The following is an 18028-nucleotide window of genomic DNA, read 5'->3' as shown; positions in this document are numbered from 1 at the left end:
GTGGATTAACCGCCACTTTTCTGGCCATCGAGCACCTGCTTCAGCTCCTGCGGTCCCTGATAACCAGGGATCATCATGCCGCTGTCGGTAAGAATGGCGGGAGTGCCCTGGATACCAAACAGAATGCCAAGTTTGTAGTGCTGATCGAGGTCGATTTTGCAGGTGGCTGGCGCATCCATCTGTGGCGCGTTGCCTTTCATCGCTTCATCAAAGGCTTTGTTACGATCGGCGCTACACCAGATCGCTTTCATCGCTTTTTCCACCTGACCATGCAGACCTTCACGCGGGAACGCCAGATAGCGCACGGTGATGCCCAGCGCGTTGTAGTCCGCCATCTGCTCATGCAGCTTACGGCAGTAACCGCAGGTAATATCGGTGAACACGGTGATAACGTGTTGTTCTTTCGGCGCTTTGTACACGATCATTTGCGGTTCCAGCGCGGCAACTTTTTTCTCCAGCAGCTGGTTAGTGACGTTGACCGGCTGAGCACCGCTGACATCGTACAGCGGCCCCTGAATCATGTGTTTGCCATCTTCGGTGACGTACAGCACACCGCTTTCCGTCAGCACGGTTTTGATGCCAGGCAACGGTGACGGCTGAATCTCCGTCTGTTGCAGGCCGAGTTTTTTCAGCGCCTGCTGGATGGCGTTGTCATCGGCATGAACCAGCCCGGAAAAAGCGCTGACCAACAGAGCCAGCATCGTTAACTGTTTTTTCATCTCATTTCCTTGTTGCCGCGCGTCAGGCACGCGGATGATGCTGTTGATGTAACTGTCGCAGACGCTCAGTGGCGACATGCGTATAAATTTGGGTAGTTGAGAGGTCGCTATGCCCCAGCAACATCTGTACGACGCGCAAATCGGCCCCGTGGTTCAGTAAATGTGTGGCAAACGCGTGACGCAGCACATGCGGCGACAATTTTTCACTGTCGATCCCGGCCAGGATGGCGTAATGCTTGATGCGATGCCAGAACGTCTGGCGCGTCATCTGTTGCGCCCGATTACTGGGAAACATCACATCCAGCGTCTGCCCGTTCAGCAACCACGGACGACCATGCTCCATATAATGCTCCAGCCAGTAAATCGCTTCTTCACCCAATGGCACAAGACGCTCTTTGTTGCCTTTACCGATCACCCTCACCACGCCCTGACGCAGACTGATATCGCTCAGGGTTAAACCCACCAGCTCGGATACGCGCAGGCCAGTGGCATAGAGCAACTCCAGCATCGCTTTGTCGCGCAGTTCGAGCGGGATCTCAATCGACGGTGCCTGCAACAGGTTTTCCACCTGCTTTTCGCTGAGATCCTTCGGCAGGCGCTGCGGCAGCTTCGGGGCGGAAAGCAATGCGCTGGGATCGTCACTGCGCAGCTTTTCACGATACAGATATTGAAACAACCGACGGATGGCGCTCAGGGTACGCGCAGAACTGGTGGCTTTATAGCCGCCTTCCACGCGTTCTGCCAGAAACTGCTGCAAATCGAGCGCCTCCAGCGTCAGCAGGGTGCGCTCATGATGGTGCAGCCAGCCGGTGAGAGTTTGCAGATCCTGCCGATACGATGCGAGGGTATTCTGTGCCAGATTGCGCTCAATCCACAGCGTATCCAGAAACTGTTCAATCAGATCACTGTCTTCCACTCTCTCCCTCCAGCTCGTGTGAAATCGTGCTCATTATGCCTGAAAAGCGCCTGCTTCTGGTACAATTGCGCCAAAGTCAGTTTCAGCCAGAGCATTAATTGCATGAATATCGGCCTGTTTTACGGTTCAAGTACCTGCTACACCGAAATGACTGCGGAGAAGATCCGCGACTTTATTGGTGGAGAATTAGTCACCCTGCATAATCTGAAAGATGACGATCCCACGCTGATGGAGCAGTACGATTTGCTGATCCTCGGTATTCCCACCTGGGATTTTGGTGAATTGCAGGAAGACTGGGAAGCGATTTGGCCACAAATCCCGGCACTGAATCTGCGCGGGAAAATTGTCGCGCTATATGGCATGGGCGACATGATTGGCTACAGCGAATGGTTTCTTGATGCGCTGGGTATGCTGCATGAGCTGCTGCAACCGATGGGCGTGCAGTTTGTCGGCTACTGGCCGCTGGATGGCTATGAATTTACCAGCCCGAAACCCCTCACCGCCGACGGCAAACAATTTGTCGGCCTGGCGCTCGACGATGTTAACCAGTTCGAACTGAGTGATGAACGTATCGAACAGTGGTGTGAACAGATTCTGACGGAAACCGCCGCCCTGCTGTAAGGCATCATCCGCAGGCAACGGCAGGGTTGCTAAGAGATGCGCGATAAATCGCGCCGCTACGGCTCCGGGCTGGTATGCATAAAGCAGTGGGCTCGCAACGCACGCCAGTAACCGGATGGCATGTTGTCATACATCAGCCACAGCCGCCTGCGCTGCCCCTGTTGATTACGCAGCACCAGCAGCACGCCAATCGGCAACCAGCCCGGCGCACGCGCATTGCGCCAGTTGCTGTTATCCCACTCCCAGTTACCTTGTTGATCCAGTGCCAGCCGTCCACGGCGTTGCTGAAGCAACCTGTGGTTGCGCCAGCCTTCTGCCAGCAGTAATAACAGCAGCGGAACTTTGCCCCAGCGCCACATATCCGGCCAGGGCAGAGCCACAACCAGCGCACAACAGCAACCGAGCATCAGCGCCTGCAACGCACGCGCGCTGCGCGACGGATGCAGATTACATTGCCACCGGACCACGTTCACGATTGCGCTGCTGAATCAGTTTCACCATGCGTTTGAACTCGGGGTCAGCAGGCTCACCGTGGTTCATCATCCAGTTAAACAAATCAGGGTCGTCACTTTTCAGCAAGGCAATAAACACCTGCTTGTCGGCGTCGGTCAGAGAATCATATTCATATTTGAAAAACGGCATGATGGCGATGTCCAGTTCCAGCATGCCACGACGGCACGCCCATTGGACGCGGGATTTGTCATGAATATCCATGTGTCTTTTTCCACAGCGGCAAACAATGGCGCTCAGTGTACCTGCTTTTTTTCATGGCTGCAGGCGTGGCTTAGGTTGCTGTGCATCAACGCGCAAAACCCTTTTACACAATGCAGGATTATCACGCGATTTGTGCGTCGGATTCCGCAAACAGGTTGCAATGCCGCGCGGCTCTTTTAACATGGAATCATTATCTACGGATGAACCCAATAATCAGGAATAGCCCATGCCTATTTATACCCTTCCGCCACGCCAGCCTGCGGCATCTTCTCGTCTGCCATTAACCCTGATGTCTCTTGATGAGTGGGCGTTGGTTTCGGTGCAAGGCAAAGACAGCACCTCCTATCTGCAAGGCCAGCTGACGCTGGACGTGGCGGCTCTGGATGCTACCCAGCATCGCCCGGCGGCGCATTGTGATGCCAAAGGGAAAATGTGGACCAGCCTGCGCCTGTTCCATCGCGGCGAAGGTTATGGCTACCTGGTTCGTCGCAATCTGCGTGACACCCAGCTGGCTGAGCTGAAAAAGTATGCGGTGTTCGCTAAAGTCACCATCGCTGCCGATGACGATGCCGTGCTGCTGGGCGTCGCCGGTTTCCAGGCACGCACCGCGCTGGCAGGTCAGTTCCCGGTTCTGCCCGATGCGGCCACGCCAGTGGTACAACAGGACGACACCACCCTGCTGTGGTTTGAACAGCCAGCGGAGCGCTTTCTGCTGGTCACCACCCTGGCACAGGCTGACGCCCTGAAAGATAAGCTGAAAGGTGATGCGCAGCTCAATGACAGCACCCAGTGGCTGGCACTGGATATTGAAGCGGGTATTCCGGTGATCGATAGCGCCACCAGCGCGCAGCTGATTCCACAGGCCACTAACCTGCAGGCGCTCGACGCTATCAGCTTTAAAAAAGGTTGTTACACCGGGCAGGAGATGGTGGCGCGTGCCAAATTCCGTGGTGCCAATAAACGCGCCTTGTACTGGCTGGCGGGTAATGCCAGCCATCTGCCACAGGTCGATGGTTCACTGGAATTGCAGATGGGTGATAAGTGGCGTCGTACCGGCACCGTTCTTACAGCGGTTCAGCTGGATGACGGTGAAATATGGGTGCAGGTGGTGATGAATAACGACCTGGAGCCGGATAGCGTACTGCGGGTGGAAGGTGACGAAGGCGGTAAACTGACTATTCAGCCACTGCCTTATTCACTGGAAGATTAATTTTACCCGGACGGCATAAATGCCGTCCCTACGTTTTGTAGGGTACGAATTCATTCGTACCTGGTAATTGATGTTCATGACGCGATGAATGCTACTTACATCACATAGAAGTAAATCGCACAGAAGTGGCAAATGCTGCCACCCAGCACAAAAGCGTGCCAGATGGCGTGATTGTAGGGAATACGCCGCGCGACATAGAAAATCACGCCGAGCGAATAGACAATTCCCCCCGCCGCCAGCAGCCAGACACCGCCTGCTGATAATTTCATCGCCAGCTGATAAATCACCACCAGCGAGAGCCAACCCATACAAAGGTAAGTCACCAGCGATAATGCTTCGAAACGATGGGCGATGGTGAGTTTAAAAATGATGCCTGCCAGCGCTATACTCCAAATCACGACCATCAGACCATGTGCCAGCGGGGATTTCAGTCCTACCAGCAGGAAAGGCGTGTAAGTTCCCGCAATTAAGAGATAGATGGCGCAGTGGTCGAATTTTTTCAGCCAGTACTTGGCTTTCTGGTGTGGAATAGCGTGGTAAAGCGTTGAAGCAAGAAACAGCAAAATCATGCTGGCGCCATACAGGCTGTAGCTGGTGATTGCCGTAACATTAGCCCTCATTTCAATAGCTTGCGTCAGCATCAATACTAAACCAACGATGCCAAACAGGCAGCCCAAACCGTGGCTGATGCTGTTAGCGATCTCTTCTGCCAGCGAATAGCCATGAGCGATAAGACGGTTCTTTACCATACGAGTGCATCCTGAACAACGAAGAAACAAACTGTGCTTTTTCTGTGCATCAGAGTAACCAGGAATAATTTCAGTGTACACATGTACGCTAAAATTAAACTGTGTATCGGTGTTTCAACCTGAGTGATCAGATAATGGGAAAATGTGTAGCGGCGCGATTTATCGCGCATCTTTTGGCATTGCCGCATAAAAACCCGCGCCATAAATCGCGCCGCTACGGATCACAGGATGTCTGGATTCGGGTTAGCGCCCACCCGCTGCATCAATGATGGTGCCGGTGATGTAGGACGCAGCATCGCTTGCCAGCCAGACAATAGCGGCGGCGATTTCCTGCGGCTGACCGCCGCGCCCCATCGGGATCCCACTCGCGACCCGATCAACCCGGCCAGGTTCTCCACCGTCGGCATGCATTTCGGTGTAGATCGGTCCCGGACGCACGCCATTCACGCGAATTCCCTGCAAAGCAACTTCCAGCGACAGGCCTTTGGTCAGGGTATCCATCGCGCCTTTGGACGCAGCATAATCCACATATTCGTTTGGCGAACCGAGTCTGGCTGCGGCGGATGACACGTTGATGATGGATCCTCCGCTGCCGCCGTGATGCGTCCCCATGCGTTTAACCGCTTCGCGGCAGCAAAGAAAAGTGCCGGTCACATTGGTGGCAAACACACGCTGGATACGTTCCACAGCCAGATCCTCTACCCGACACTGCTGAAACAGGATACCGGCGTTGTTCACCAGCACTTTCAGCTCAGCATCATGACCATCGAGTTGCTCGAACATCTTCAGCACCTGCGCTTCGTCAGCGATATCGGCCTGAACCGCAAACGCGCGGCCACCCTGTGATGCGATCTCCGCAACCACCTGCTGCGCTTCTGCTTCACGCTGGCGATAATTCACCGCCACACAGTAACCCGCTTTTGCCAGTAATAACGCGGTAGCGCGACCGATCCCGCGACTCGCTCCGGTGACCAATGCCAGTTCCATATTGCCTCCATAAAAAAAGGCCGGTTGCCCGACCTTTGTTGTGATGGGAAAGAGTGTAGCTTACGCGTACTCACTCATCGGGACACAGCTACAGAAAAGATTGCGGTCGCCGAAGACATCATCCAGGCGTTTTACCGTCGGCCAGTATTTATTGGCGCTACCTGCCGGGAACACGGCCAGCTCGCGGGTGTACGGATGCGCCCACTCACCGACAATTTCCATCTGGGTATGCGGCGCATTGACCAGCGGGTTGTCTTCGAGCGGCCATTCACCATCAGCCACACGATCGATCTCCATACGAATCGCCAGCATGGCGTCGATAAAGCGATCCAGTTCGATTTTGCTCTCCGATTCCGTCGGCTCGACCATCAGCGTACCGGCAACCGGGAACGACATGGTCGGCGCATGGAAGCCGTAGTCAATCAAGCGTTTGGCAATGTCCAGCTCGCTGATGCCGGTTTGCTCTTTCAGCGGACGGATATCCAGAATACATTCATGCGCAACGCGGCCATCGCGACCGGTATACAGAATCGGGTAGGCCGACTGCAGACGGCTGGCGATGTAGTTAGCATTGAGAATTGCTACTGAACTGGCCTGTTTCAGTCCTTCAGCACCCATCATACGGATGTACATCCAGCTGATCGGCAGAATCGAAGCGCTGCCGAACGGCGCTGCGGAAACCGCGCCCTGCTGGGTCAGTACGCCATCAATCTGCACCACACTGTGACCCGGCACGAAGGGGGCCAGATGCGCTTTCACGCCGATCGGTCCCATACCCGGGCCGCCGCCACCGTGCGGAATACAGAAGGTTTTGTGCAGGTTAAGGTGAGAAACATCCGCACCGATGTAGCCTGGTGTGGTGATACCTACCTGCGCATTCATGTTGGCACCATCAAGATAAACCTGGCCGCCGTACTGATGCACAATCTGGCACACTTCACGGATTGTTTCTTCGTAAACGCCATGGGTAGACGGATACGTCACCATGATGCAGGAGAGCTTATCGCCCGACTGTGCTGCTTTCTCACGCAGGTCACCGAGGTCGATGTTGCCCTGTTTGTCACAGGCGACTACCACCACTGACATGCCCGCCATCTGTGCCGACGCCGGGTTGGTGCCGTGTGCGGAACTGGGGATCAGGCAGATATGACGGTCGCCTTCATTGCGGCTTTCGTGATAACGGCGAATCGCCAGCAGACCGGCATATTCTCCCTGTGCGCCCGAGTTCGGCTGCATACACAGCGCGTCATAACCGGTCAGCTGCACCAGCCACTGCGACAGCTGGCCGATCATTTGCAGATAACCCGCTGCCTGCTCTGACGGACAGAACGGATGCATTTCAGCGAATTCCGGCCAGGTGATTGGAATCATTTCGGCTGCGGCATTGAGTTTCATGGTGCAGGAACCCAGTGGGATCATCGCCTGGTTCAGCGCCAGATCCTTTTTCTCCAGGCTGTGCATGTAACGCATCATCTCAGTTTCGCTGTGATGACGGTTGAACACCGGATGTTCCAGAATGGCGCTTTGACGCTGCTGGCCCGCCGGAATCGCGCTGTTTTCAGCGGCAACGGCGCTATCCAGCGCGTCAATATCCTGGCCGTGGGCATCGCCCAGCAGAATGGCAAATAGCGCCTGCACATCTTCACGACGCGTGGTTTCATCCAGAGTGATACCCACCGCATTATGGATGTCGCTGCGCAGGTTGACACCAAAGCTCAGCGCACGGTTAAGTACCGCCGCTTTATCAGCCACATCTACCGTCAGAGTATCGAACCAGCTGTTATGACGCAGTTTCAGGCCACCGTTTTTCAGCCCGGCAGCCAGAATGCTGGTCAGACGGTGAATACGTGAAGCGATACGCTTCAGGCCAGCTGGTCCATGATAGACCGCATAGAAACCGGCGATATTCGCCAGCAGCACCTGTGAAGTACAGATGTTGGAGTTGGCTTTTTCACGACGGATATGTTGTTCGCGGGTCTGCATCGCCATGCGCAGCGCAGTGTTGCCCGCCGCATCGCGTGAAACACCGATGATACGGCCCGGCATCGAGCGTTTATGTTCGTCGCGGCTGGCAAAGAAGGCCGCGTGCGGACCACCGTAGCCCATCGGCACGCCAAAGCGCTGCGCAGAGCCAAACACGATGTCTGCGCCCTGCTTGCCTGGAGCTTCCAGCTGCACCAGCGCCATAAAATCAGCGGCGACACTCACCACCACTTTGCGGCTTTTCAGCTCGCTCATCAGTGCACGGTAATCATGCACTTCACCGGTGGTACCTGCCTGTTGCAGCAGCACACCGAACAGGTCGTCATGATCGAGCGCTTTTTCCGCGCTGTCGATAATCAGTTCAAAACCAAAGGTTTCAGCACGAGTGCGCACCACATCCAGCGTCTGCGGATGGATATCGTCGGCGATAAAGAATTTGTTGGCAGTTTTCAGCTTGCTGACGCGTTTTGCCATCGCCATCGCTTCTGCGGCGGCAGTGGCTTCGTCCAGCAGTGACGCCGATGCGATGTCGAGGCCAGTAAGATCCAGCGTCAGGGTCTGGAAGTTAAGCAGCGCTTCGAGACGGCCCTGTGATACTTCCGGCTGATACGGCGTGTAAGCGGTGTACCAGCCCGGATTTTCCAGCATGTTACGCAGGATCACCGGCGGGGTGATTACCGCAGTGTAACCCATACCAATCCAGGATTTGTAACGCTGGTTCTGACTGGCAATGGCTTTCAACTCAGCCAGCGCCTGCTGCTCAGTGGCGGCATCACCCACCGCGGGCGGGCCCGGCAGTTGGATGTCGGCAGGCACGATGGAACCGATCAACGCTTCCAGTGAGCTGGCACCAATCGCTTCCAGCATGGTGGCCTGTTGCTCCGGCGTAGGGCCGATATGGCGCTCAATGAAAGCACCGTTATGTTCAAGCTGGCTGAGAGTCTGAGTCATTAGCAGTAAATCCTGAGTCGGGCTGGGTATTAATACAGATAAAAACGAAGGTGCCGCCTGGCGACACCTTCTGTTACGCATACTTATTCGTCGATGGAAGCTTTGTACGCATCGGCGTCCAGCATCGAGTCAAGTTCAGACTCATCGCTGGCTTTGATTTTGAACAACCAGCCATCGCTGTACGGATCGCTGTTGATCAGTTCCGGCGAACCTTCCAGTTCTTCGTTAATCTCAATGATTTCGCCGCTCAGCGGGGCATAGATGTCAGAAGCGGCTTTCACTGATTCTGCTACTGCACAATCTTCACCAGCTGCAACAACGCGTCCCACTTCTGGCAGGTCAACAAACACCATGTCACCTAACAGTTCCTGGGCATGTTCGGTAATCCCGACGGTGAAAGTACCGTCGGCTTCTTTACGCACCCACTCGTGGCTATCTTTGTACTTCAATTCTTTTGGTACATTGCTCATCGCCAAATCTCCTGAAAAAAGTTACTGAGCGACCGGCTTACCGGCGCGAACAAAAATTGGTTTGGTGACCTTCACCGGCATTTCACGGTTGCGGATTTCCACAATCGCCTGCTCGCCAATTCCCGCTGGCACGCGTGCCAGCGCAATGCTGTAACCCAGCGTTGGAGAGAAGGAACCACTGGTAATAATACCCTGCTGCGGCTGACCCTGTTCATCGGTGAAACGTACCGGTAATCCGTTACGCAGCACCCCTTTTTCGGTCATTACCAGGCCCACCAGTTTTTCTGTCCCTGCAGCACGCTGAGCTTCCAGCGCGGCACGGCCAATAAAATCACGGTCGGTCGGTTCCCAGACAATGGTCCAGCCCATGTTGGCCGCTAGCGGTGAGACGCCTTCATCCATCTCCTGGCCATACAAGTTCATCCCCGCTTCCAGACGCAACGTATCACGTGCACCCAGACCCGCCGGTTTGACACCTGCCGCCAGCAAACGCTGCCAGAAATCCGCAGCAGCGCCAGCAGGCAAGGCAATCTCGTAGCCTGCTTCGCCGGTATAACCGGTGGTAGCAATAAACAAATCTTCCGCCTGAACGCCGAAGAATGGCTTCATGCCCGCCACAGCCTCACGTTGTGCCGCGCTAAACAACGACTGTGCTTTTTGCTGGGCATTGGGTCCCTGTACCGCAATCAGCGCCAGATCGTCACGCTCGGTCAACGTCACCCCGTATTTCTTCGCGTGTTCACCAATCCATTGCAGATCTTTTTCACGCGTAGCGGAGTTCACCACCAGACGGAAAAAGTCCTCGGTCATAAAGTAAACAATCAAATCATCAATGACGCCACCGGAAGCGTTCAGCATGCCGGTGTAAAGCGCTTTGCCTGGCTGGGTCAGTTTGGCGACATCATTTGCCAGCAGATAACGCAGGAATTCACGGGTGCTCGCCCCGCGCAGATCGACGATGGTCATGTGAGAAACGTCAAACATGCCGGCATCAGTACGTACCGCGTGGTGCTCATCCATTTGTGAGCCGTAATGCAGAGGCATCATCCAGCCGTGAAAGTCCACCATGCGGGCGCCGCTGGCCTGATGCTGTTCGAATAGAGGCGTTTGCTGAGTCATAACCATCCTGTAGAAAACAAGTGAGCGTGACGCGCCTGCGTAGCCATGATGGCTGACGCAAACGTTCTCTTTGCGCTGACGTTACCACCGAACGCTCGAATTAACCATAAGGAAAACGAGGGCGAAACAAAGTCTGTCGTCTGCGAAGCGCCGCACAGAATGCAGGATAATCCACTGGCTTTATGTGATTAAACACGCACAAAATACAACAACATAACTTTTATGTAGCAAAATAATGGAATCCAACGCTATGAGTGGGCAAATGGCACCGAAAAAAAACCACCATGACATGAGAAAATGTAATGCGAATTCCTGCGTAAAATTAGAATAAATCAAACGAGGCGCAAAAACAGGGCGAGTCTGCATCATGGTGGTGCAAACGGGGAATTAGCTGGGGTAAGAATGAATGGCTGTAACGGCACGATAAATCGCGCCGTTACGGAATTTGTGTAGATTTAGAGAAGGTTAGCGCAGCCAGCCGGGGATATCATTCAGCCCCATGGCCTGTTTCAGCATCATCGGTTTGACCCCAGGCAGGGTGTCCGCCAGTTTCAGGCCGACGTCACGCAGGAATTTTTTCGCTGGATTACTCCCGGCAAAAAGTTCACGGAAGCCCTGCATACCCGCCAGCATCAGCGCAGCGCTGTGCTTACGGCTGCGCTCATAGCGACGCAGATACAGATGCTGTCCAATATCCTTGCCCTGACTGTGCAAACGGCGAATTTCACCGATCAACTCTGCGGCATCCATAAAGCCCAGATTCACGCCCTGCCCGGCCAACGGATGGATAGTGTGCGCAGCATCGCCCACCAGCGCCAGCCGGTGTGCAGCAAAATTACGCGCATAGCGTGCCATTAGCGGGAAGGTTTTACGCTCGCTCTCCACCTGGCACAAACCAAGGCGCATATCGAAAGCTACAGAAAGCTGCTGATTGAACAGCGCTTCAGGCATATCCTGCAAACGCGTGGCTTCCTGGGGAGACAACGACCAGACAATCGAACTCAGATGCGGGTCCTGCATTGGCAAAAATGCCAGAATGCCGTCACCGTGGAACACCTGGCGCGCCACCGCATCGTGCGGCAGGTCAGTGCGGATATTCGCCACCAGCGCGTGATGATCGTAATCCCAGAAAGTGATCGGGATATCCGCTTTGTCACGCAGCCAGGAGTTGGCACCGTCGGCGGCGATCAACAGACGAGCGCTCATCATGCTGCCATCCTGCAGAGTGATAAAGGCTTCGTTGTCGCCAAAAGCCACCTGCTGCAACTGCGCTGGAGCCAGCAACGTAATATCGCTGCACTGGCTGGCGCGCTGCCATAATGCGCTATGAATCACTGGATTTTCAATGATATGACCGAGGTGGGCTAAGCCCTGCTGCTCATCATCAAAACTGATGCTACCAAAACTGTCCTGGTCCCACACTTCCATGCCGTGATAAGCGCTGGCGCGCAATGCCAGAATCGTTGACCAGACATCGAGCTTTTGCAGCAGGCGTTCACTGGCCGCATTGATCGCCGATACGCGGATCGATGGCGCAGCTTGCGGATCAAATCGCGGCTCTGCCGCCTTCTCCAGCACCGCAACGCGCAATCCACTGCCTTGCAGCCCGCAGGCGACGGCCAGTCCGACCATGCCACCGCCAGCGATAGCCACATCAAAAGTTTGCATTGCTGCCCCTTAATTCATGCTTAACGTTTTACCCAGCCGAGCGTCCGCGCGGCAAGGGGGTTTCGCAGCCACGGCAGATGGTCCATTGCCACCAGCCCAAGATTTCGTCCTGCCACCAGCGTGGCATAACGGTTAGCAAATAATCGTACCAGACCATCGGTCACGCCAATGGTCGCCGCACGATCCGGTTGGCGTCGGGCGGCAAAATGATGGAGTACCGCATAACTGCCGGGATCCTGCTGGTGACGCCAGGCACTCGCCAGCGTTTCCGCCAGCGACATCACATCACGCAGGCCGAGGTTAAAACCCTGACCGGCAATCGGATGCAGCGTCTGCGCCGCATTGCCCACCAGCGCCAGCCGGTGCGCCACCTGCCGCTCGGCGGTTTGTAACGCCAGCGGGTAAATTTCGCGCTGGCCGGTGTGGGTGAAGCGTCCCAGCCGCCAGCCGAACGCCTGTTGCAGCTCGCGCAGAAAAGTCGCGTCATCCCACTGCGCCAGCTTGTCTTTCTCGTCCAGCGGATGACACCACACCAGCGACATGCGATTGCCCGACATCGGCAACAACGCCAGCGGACCGTGTTCGGTAAAGCGTTCGAAGGCGCGTCCCTGATGCGGCAACTGCGTGGTGACATTGGCTATCACCGCCAGCTGCTGATAATCCTCCCGCTGCCAGCTGATGCCGCAAGAGGCCGCCAACGGTGAACGTGAGCCGTCTGCCGCCACCAGCAGCGCACCATCCAGCTGTTCGCCGCTGTCCAGCGTGACCTGCACGCTATCAGCACTGCGTGACACCGCCGTGACATGCGCCGGGCAACGTAGTGTCACGCCCGGTGCGCTTTTCAGCCGCTGGAACAGGCGTTGCCCGACATCGAACAGCTCCACCACCTGGCCCAGTGCCGGTAACTGGTAATCCGCCGCCTGCATCGAAACAAAGCCGGTATGACCACGGTCAGAAACATGGACGTGGGTAATCGGCGTGGCGCAATCCTGCAACGAACGCCACAGATCAATCTCCGCCAGTTGCTGGCAGGTGCCCGCCGCCAGCGCGATGGCGCGTCCGTCATATCCAGGATGCGCACGGCTGTCCGGTTCGCTGCGTTCAATCAGCGTCACCGGCAGTTTTCCCTGCGTCAGATGGGATATGGCCAGCGCCAGCGTGGCGCCGGTCATGCCGCCGCCTGCAATCAGAATAGTCATGCCTGACGCGCCACCGCCATTAAGGCTTCAATTGCGTCGGCATCTTTCACCACGCTATCGGTGAGATTCTCGTTGCCTTCGGCAGTGATCACGATGTCATCCTCAATACGAATGCCGATGCCGCGATACTGTGCCGGGACTTTGGCATCCGGCGCGATATACAGACCGGGTTCGATGGTCAGCACCATGCCAGGTTCCAGGATGCGGTCGCGGCTCGGGGTGCCATAATGGCCGACGTCGTGCACATCCAGCCCCAGCCAGTGGCTCAGCCCGTGCATAAAGAACTGGCGATGCGCCTGTTCCGCAATCAGTGCGTCCACTTCGCCTTCCATCACACCCAGTTCAACCAGGCCAGTCACCATAATACGAACCACTTCTTCGTTCACATCATGGATGCTGATGCCGGGGCGGAACATTTCCAGCGCTTTGTACAGCGAAGCCAGCACGATGTCGTAAATGGCACGCTGCGGGGCGCTAAACTTGCCGTTGACCGGGAAAGTACGGGTGATATCACCCGCATAGCCCTGGAATTCACAGCCTGCGTCAATCAGCACCAAATCGCCATCACGCATCTCGCATTCATTTTCGGTGTAGTGCAGGATGCAGCCGTTTTCGCCTGCTCCGACGATGGTGTTGTAAGACGGAAAACGCGCACCGTGGCGATTGAATTCGTGGTGGATTTCGCCCTCCAGCTGATATTCGAACATCCCCGGGCGGCAAGCCTGCATCGCACGGGTATGCGCCAGCGCGCTGATTTCACCGGCACGCCGCAGGATGGCGATCTCTTCTGGCCCCTTGAACAGGCGCATATCATGCACCCACGGACGCCAATCGGTGAGGGTATCCGGCGCGCTCAGATTTTGCCGGAAGCCGCGACGCAGTTTATCCAGCGCGCTAAACACCAGGTTATCCGCTTCGGCATACAAGCCCTGGGCGTGATACACCACATCCAGGCCGTTCAACAGCTGATGCAGCTGTTCGCCGATGTCGTCCCACGGCAATGCCCGATCCACACCGAGTTTTGCCGGTGCCGCATCCTGGCCCAGACGACGGCCAAACCAGATTTCGGCCGTCAGGTCACGCACGCGGTTGAACAGCACGCTGTGGTTGTGGGTCTCATCGCTTTTAATCAACACCAGCAACGCCTGCGGCTCGTTAAAACCGGTGAAATACCAGAAATCGCTGTTCTGACGGAAGGGATACTCGCTGTCGTTGCTGCGCGTCACTTCAGGCGCGGCAAAAATCAATGCGGCACTACCGGGCGCCATACGGGCAATCAGCGCCTGACGACGTTGCTGGAAGGTTTCCAGTGTAATCATGTTTGCACTCCCTGTTGAAAAGCGGGCACGGCAGTACCCGGAATGACGCGCTTAGTGTAGCGTTGGCTTCTTCACTTCAGGTGCAGTGGGTGGCTGCGGCTGGGTGAAGGTGTCGTGGCACAGCAATGCGGCAACACGAACGTATTCAATCACTTCTTCAAGTGATTGTTCGAGTTCTTCCTGATCTTCATCTTCGTCATAGCCCAGTTGCGCGATGGTGCGCAGGTCATCGATCGCTTCGCCGGTTTCGCCGGTGACTTTGTCCAGCTTCGGCTGAGTCACACCGAGTCCCAGCAGGAAATGGTTGACCCATCCCGCCAGCGCATCGGCACGGTCAAACACGGTGATATCATCATCATCAGGCAGCATCAGCTGAAACAGGAAACCCTCTTCATCCAGCGTGTTGGCCAGGCTTTCATGTAACGCCTGTAACGGCTGCGACAGGCTTTGCGAAAAAGCCATGCCTTCGTTGGTGAGATCGTGCACCAGCGTCTTCCAGCTGTTATCCTGGTTGCCGCCACACAGGATGCCGCAAATCAGGCCGTGCATTTCAGCGGGGGTCATTCCCACGCCCTGCTGGGAAAGCGCCGTAGCCAGCGCGTTGTAAGTGGGCGTTGCGTTCTGTAAAGACATAAGCTTTCGTCGTCGTTGGCAGAATAAGTTCGTGTTATGCTACCACCAGGTGCCTCAGGGTTTCCAGAAAAGGGGTTGTAACTTATCACGCGGGTCTATATAGTTGCGCACCTCCCAAGCCATTGACTGCTAAGGGAGATGCGGGCGAAGTAATCAGTCAGGAAGGTGGCATGTCTGCACAACCAGTAGATATTCAGATTTTTGGTCGTTCATTGAGAGTGAATTGTCCGCCTGAACAGCAAGATGCGCTGAATCTGGCAGCTGAGGACCTCAATCAACGGTTGCAAGATTTAAAAGTTCGCACTAGAGTCACAAATACAGAGCAGCTGGTGTTCATCGCCGCGTTAAACATTTGCCACGAGCTGGCACAAGAGAAAGGTAAAACGCGCGACTACGCAGCCAATATGGAACAACGTATCCGTATGCTGCAGCAGACCATTGAACAAGCATTAGTTGAGCAAGGTCGCATAACTGATCGCCAGGGCACAAAGTTTGAATAACACTTCATGGTTATCGTGATACAGTAACGGTGAAGTAAATTTTCTCTGAGATGTTTGCATGTGGGCCAGTCCCCTGAGCCGATATTTCATTACCACAGAATGTGGCGCTCCGTAACTTGTGAGCATGCTCGGTCCGTCCGAGAAGCCTGATAGTTGCGACGACACATTCACCTTGAACCAAGGGTTCAAGGGTTACAGCCTACGGCGGCATCTCGGAGATCTCCACTTAGTTCCACATCTGTAATCCCCCGGTACGCGTGATATAGTGGCTGGCAACAGCCGACATTGCCGGGGATATCATGTCTGAACCCTCACTACGCGACCGACAAGACATTCGTCAACACGTGCGCCATTTGCGTCGTAATCTCACGGCAGAACAGCAGGAACAGGCAGCCGATTTGCTGGCTGAACACGCCATCAATTTTGCCCCGATTGCCAATGCCGAACGCATCGCACTGTTCCTTTCCGTGGATGGCGAACTGAATACCCACCCGCTCATCGCCAAACTCTGGCAACAAAAAAAACAGGTTTATCTGCCCGTGTTGCATCCTTTTGCACCCGGTAACCTGATCTTCCTGCGCTATACGCCAGACACCCCGCTTAGCCCGAATAAATTGCGTATCCCCGAGCCACCGCTGGATATCACCCGCATGGCAACGCTCGATCAACTGGATGTGATCATGGTGCCGTTAGTGGCGTTCGACCATAGCGGGCAGCGTCTGGGTATGGGTAAGGGTTTTTACGATCGCACCCTGCAAAACTGGCAGCAACATGGTGTCCTGCCCATCGGGATAGCGCATGATTGCCAGCGCGTGGAAGCGTTGCCGGTAGCGGCCTGGGATGTGCCCTTGCCTGCGGTGATTACACCGTCAAAGCTGTGGCAGTGGTGATTGGCGCGATAAATCGCGCCGCTACAAAGATATGCAGCAGCGCGATGTTAAATCAGTACAGCAGACGTGCGCGGATGGTACCTGGAATCGCCTTCATCAGTTGCAGCGCTTTGTCCGCTACATCCTGCTGAGCGTCGATATCGATGACCACATAACCCATCAGCGGAGACGTTTGCAGATACTGGGCGGCAATGTTGATGCCCTGCTCAGCAAAAATCTGGTTGATGGCGGTCAGCACGCCCGGACGGTTTTCGTGGATGTGCAGCAGGCGGCTGGCACTGGCAGCATGCATCGGCAACGACACTTCCGGGAAATTCACCGCAGACAGCGTAGAACCGTTGTCCGAATACTTCGCCAGCTTGCCAGACACTTCCAGACCGATGTTTTCCTGCGCTTCCTGAGTCGAACCACCGATATGCGGCGTCAGAATCACGTTATCAAATTCACACAGCGGTGAGTTAAACGGATCGCTGTTCGTCGCGGGCTCAGTCGGGAATACGTCAATTGCCGCGCCCGCCAGGTGTTTGTTTGACAAAGCATCGCACAGCGCCGGAATATCAATCACCGTACCGCGTGCGGCGTTAATCAGCAGCGCACCCGGCTTCATCAGCGCCAGTTCAGCGGCACCAATCATATTCTGCGTGGACGGGGTTTCCGGCACATGCAGGCTGACCACATCGCTCATGTTCAGCAGGTCAGACAGATGACGCACCTGGGTCGCATTGCCCAGCGGCAGCTTGCTCTCTATATCGTAGAAGAATACGTGCATGCCGAGGCTCTCAGCCAGCACGCCCAGCTGCATGCCGATGTGGCCATAGCCAATGATGCCCAGCTTTTTGCCACGCGCTTCGTAGGAACCCGACGCAATTTTATTCCAGATACCGCGATGTGCTTTGGCGTTCGCTTCCGGGATGCCACGCAGCATCAGCAGCATTTCACCAATCACCAGCTCCGCCACCGAACGGGTGTTGGAGAACGGGGCGTTGAACACCGGTACACCGCGTTTTGCCGCTGCATTCAGGTTGACCTGATTGGTGCCGATACAGAAGCAGCCAACCGCGACCAGTTTCTCAGCCGCAGCGAAAATCTCTTCGGTCAGTTGGGTACGGGAACGGATACCAATGAAGTGCGCGTCGCGGATGGAGGACTTCAGCGTCTCCGCATCCAGTGCACCTTTGTGGAATTCGATGTTGGTGTAACCTGCCGCACGCAGATTATCCAGCGCGCTCTGATGGACACCTTCCACCAGCAGGAACTTAATCTTGTCTTTTTCCAGTGATAACTCTGCCATTTCCCGACCCTATTCAGAATTCAACGAGGGCTGCCATAAGCCAGCCTTCTGTCAAAATATCAAAAAATTCGATTGCAGCAAGACAATCG

At 55.5% G+C, this 18028-nt stretch carries 18 protein-coding genes and 1 other RNA gene; 5 read left to right on the top strand and 14 right to left on the bottom strand.

What is annotated here, in order from left to right; genetic code table 11:
• Positions 1 to 5 precede the first annotated feature (5 nt).
• Both dsbC and xerD read right to left on the bottom strand, forming a co-directional pair.
• Positions 6 to 719, bottom strand: coding sequence for a bifunctional protein-disulfide isomerase/oxidoreductase DsbC (gene dsbC / locus RCF31_RS17080; protein ID WP_416411787.1), 714 nt, complete (start codon positions 717 to 719; stop codon positions 6 to 8).
• 22 nt (positions 720 to 741) lie between these two features.
• Entirely contained in the window at positions 742 to 1635 is an 894-nt protein-coding gene (gene xerD, locus RCF31_RS17075) for a site-specific tyrosine recombinase XerD (protein WP_416411786.1), read from the bottom strand.
• A 102-nt stretch (positions 1636 to 1737) separates the two neighbouring features.
• Here xerD and fldB point away from each other — a divergent pair, with 102 nt between their 5' ends.
• Positions 1738 to 2256, top strand: a complete 519-nt coding sequence (fldB, locus tag RCF31_RS17070) for a flavodoxin FldB (RefSeq protein WP_416411785.1) — start codon at positions 1738 to 1740, stop codon at positions 2254 to 2256.
• A gap of 56 nt (positions 2257 to 2312) precedes the next feature.
• Here the strand turns inward: fldB and RCF31_RS17065 are convergent, their stop codons facing one another.
• The gene (locus RCF31_RS17065) at positions 2313 to 2729 is read right to left on the bottom strand and encodes a protein YgfX (RefSeq protein WP_416411784.1); all 417 of its coding nucleotides are present in this window, start codon (positions 2727 to 2729) and stop codon (positions 2313 to 2315) included.
• Entirely contained in the window at positions 2704 to 2970 is a 267-nt protein-coding gene (gene sdhE / locus RCF31_RS17060) for an FAD assembly factor SdhE (protein WP_084876553.1), read from the bottom strand. The genes RCF31_RS17065 and sdhE overlap by 26 nt, the downstream gene beginning before the upstream one ends.
• A gap of 226 nt (positions 2971 to 3196) precedes the next feature.
• Here sdhE and ygfZ point away from each other — a divergent pair, with 226 nt between their 5' ends.
• Complete coding sequence (gene ygfZ, locus RCF31_RS17055; RefSeq protein WP_416411783.1) at positions 3197 to 4180, top strand: tRNA-modifying protein YgfZ; 984 nt, start codon at positions 3197 to 3199, stop codon at positions 4178 to 4180.
• 95 nt (positions 4181 to 4275) lie between these two features.
• Here the strand turns inward: ygfZ and trhA are convergent, their stop codons facing one another.
• The 9 genes from trhA to RCF31_RS17010 form a co-directional block, all read right to left on the bottom strand.
• The gene (trhA, locus tag RCF31_RS17050; RefSeq protein ID WP_299460053.1) at positions 4276 to 4929 is read right to left on the bottom strand and encodes a PAQR family membrane homeostasis protein TrhA; all 654 of its coding nucleotides are present in this window, start codon (positions 4927 to 4929) and stop codon (positions 4276 to 4278) included.
• Between the two features lie 243 nt (positions 4930 to 5172).
• Positions 5173 to 5916 (bottom strand): SDR family oxidoreductase, encoded by a 744-nt coding sequence (locus tag RCF31_RS17045; protein ID WP_416411782.1) that lies wholly within the window; start codon positions 5914 to 5916, stop codon positions 5173 to 5175.
• Positions 5917 to 5976: 60 nt separating this feature from the next.
• A complete protein-coding gene (gene gcvP, locus RCF31_RS17040) occupies positions 5977 to 8850 on the bottom strand; it encodes an aminomethyl-transferring glycine dehydrogenase (RefSeq protein ID WP_416411781.1) in 2874 nt (957 codons plus the stop codon).
• Between the two features lie 83 nt (positions 8851 to 8933).
• Positions 8934 to 9320 (bottom strand): glycine cleavage system protein GcvH, encoded by a 387-nt coding sequence (gene gcvH, locus RCF31_RS17035; RefSeq protein ID WP_299460044.1) that lies wholly within the window; start codon positions 9318 to 9320, stop codon positions 8934 to 8936.
• A gap of 21 nt (positions 9321 to 9341) precedes the next feature.
• Positions 9342 to 10439, bottom strand: a complete 1098-nt coding sequence (gene gcvT / locus RCF31_RS17030) for a glycine cleavage system aminomethyltransferase GcvT (protein ID WP_084876559.1) — start codon at positions 10437 to 10439, stop codon at positions 9342 to 9344.
• Positions 10440 to 10904: 465 nt separating this feature from the next.
• Entirely contained in the window at positions 10905 to 12107 is a 1203-nt protein-coding gene (gene ubiI / locus RCF31_RS17025; RefSeq protein WP_299460040.1) for an FAD-dependent 2-octaprenylphenol hydroxylase, read from the bottom strand.
• Positions 12108 to 12127: 20 nt separating this feature from the next.
• Complete coding sequence (gene ubiH / locus RCF31_RS17020) at positions 12128 to 13306, bottom strand: 2-octaprenyl-6-methoxyphenyl hydroxylase (protein WP_332663327.1); 1179 nt, start codon at positions 13304 to 13306, stop codon at positions 12128 to 12130.
• Positions 13303 to 14625: a Xaa-Pro aminopeptidase gene (pepP, locus tag RCF31_RS17015; protein ID WP_416411780.1), complete on the bottom strand. Its 1323-nt coding sequence runs from the start codon at positions 14623 to 14625 to the stop codon at positions 13303 to 13305. Before pepP ends, ubiH begins: the two co-directional genes overlap by 4 nt.
• A gap of 51 nt (positions 14626 to 14676) precedes the next feature.
• Positions 14677 to 15258 carry a YecA family protein gene (locus tag RCF31_RS17010; protein WP_299460031.1) on the bottom strand — a complete coding sequence of 194 codons (582 nt, stop codon included), beginning with the start codon at positions 15256 to 15258 and terminating at the stop codon, positions 14677 to 14679.
• A 170-nt stretch (positions 15259 to 15428) separates the two neighbouring features.
• On the opposite strand from RCF31_RS17010, the gene zapA reads away from it, so the two are divergent.
• The 3 genes from zapA (at position 15429) to RCF31_RS16995 (ending at position 16648) form a co-directional block, all read left to right on the top strand.
• Positions 15429 to 15758 (top strand): cell division protein ZapA, encoded by a 330-nt coding sequence (zapA, locus tag RCF31_RS17005; RefSeq protein WP_084876564.1) that lies wholly within the window; start codon positions 15429 to 15431, stop codon positions 15756 to 15758.
• Between the two features lie 39 nt (positions 15759 to 15797).
• A non-coding RNA gene (gene ssrS / locus RCF31_RS17000) (6S RNA) lies at positions 15798 to 15981 on the top strand.
• A 76-nt stretch (positions 15982 to 16057) separates the two neighbouring features.
• Positions 16058 to 16648, top strand: a complete 591-nt coding sequence (locus RCF31_RS16995; protein ID WP_416411779.1) for a 5-formyltetrahydrofolate cyclo-ligase — start codon at positions 16058 to 16060, stop codon at positions 16646 to 16648.
• Between the two features lie 52 nt (positions 16649 to 16700).
• Here the strand turns inward: RCF31_RS16995 and serA are convergent, their stop codons facing one another.
• Positions 16701 to 17939: a phosphoglycerate dehydrogenase gene (gene serA / locus RCF31_RS16990; protein ID WP_299460023.1), complete on the bottom strand. Its 1239-nt coding sequence runs from the start codon at positions 17937 to 17939 to the stop codon at positions 16701 to 16703.
• Positions 17940 to 18028 lie beyond the last annotated feature (89 nt).

Source organism: Pantoea sp. App145 (genome assembly GCF_047947045.1).
GTDB lineage: Bacteria > Pseudomonadota > Gammaproteobacteria > Enterobacterales > Enterobacteriaceae > Pantoea.
This window is presented reverse-complemented; position numbering and strand designations above follow the sequence as displayed.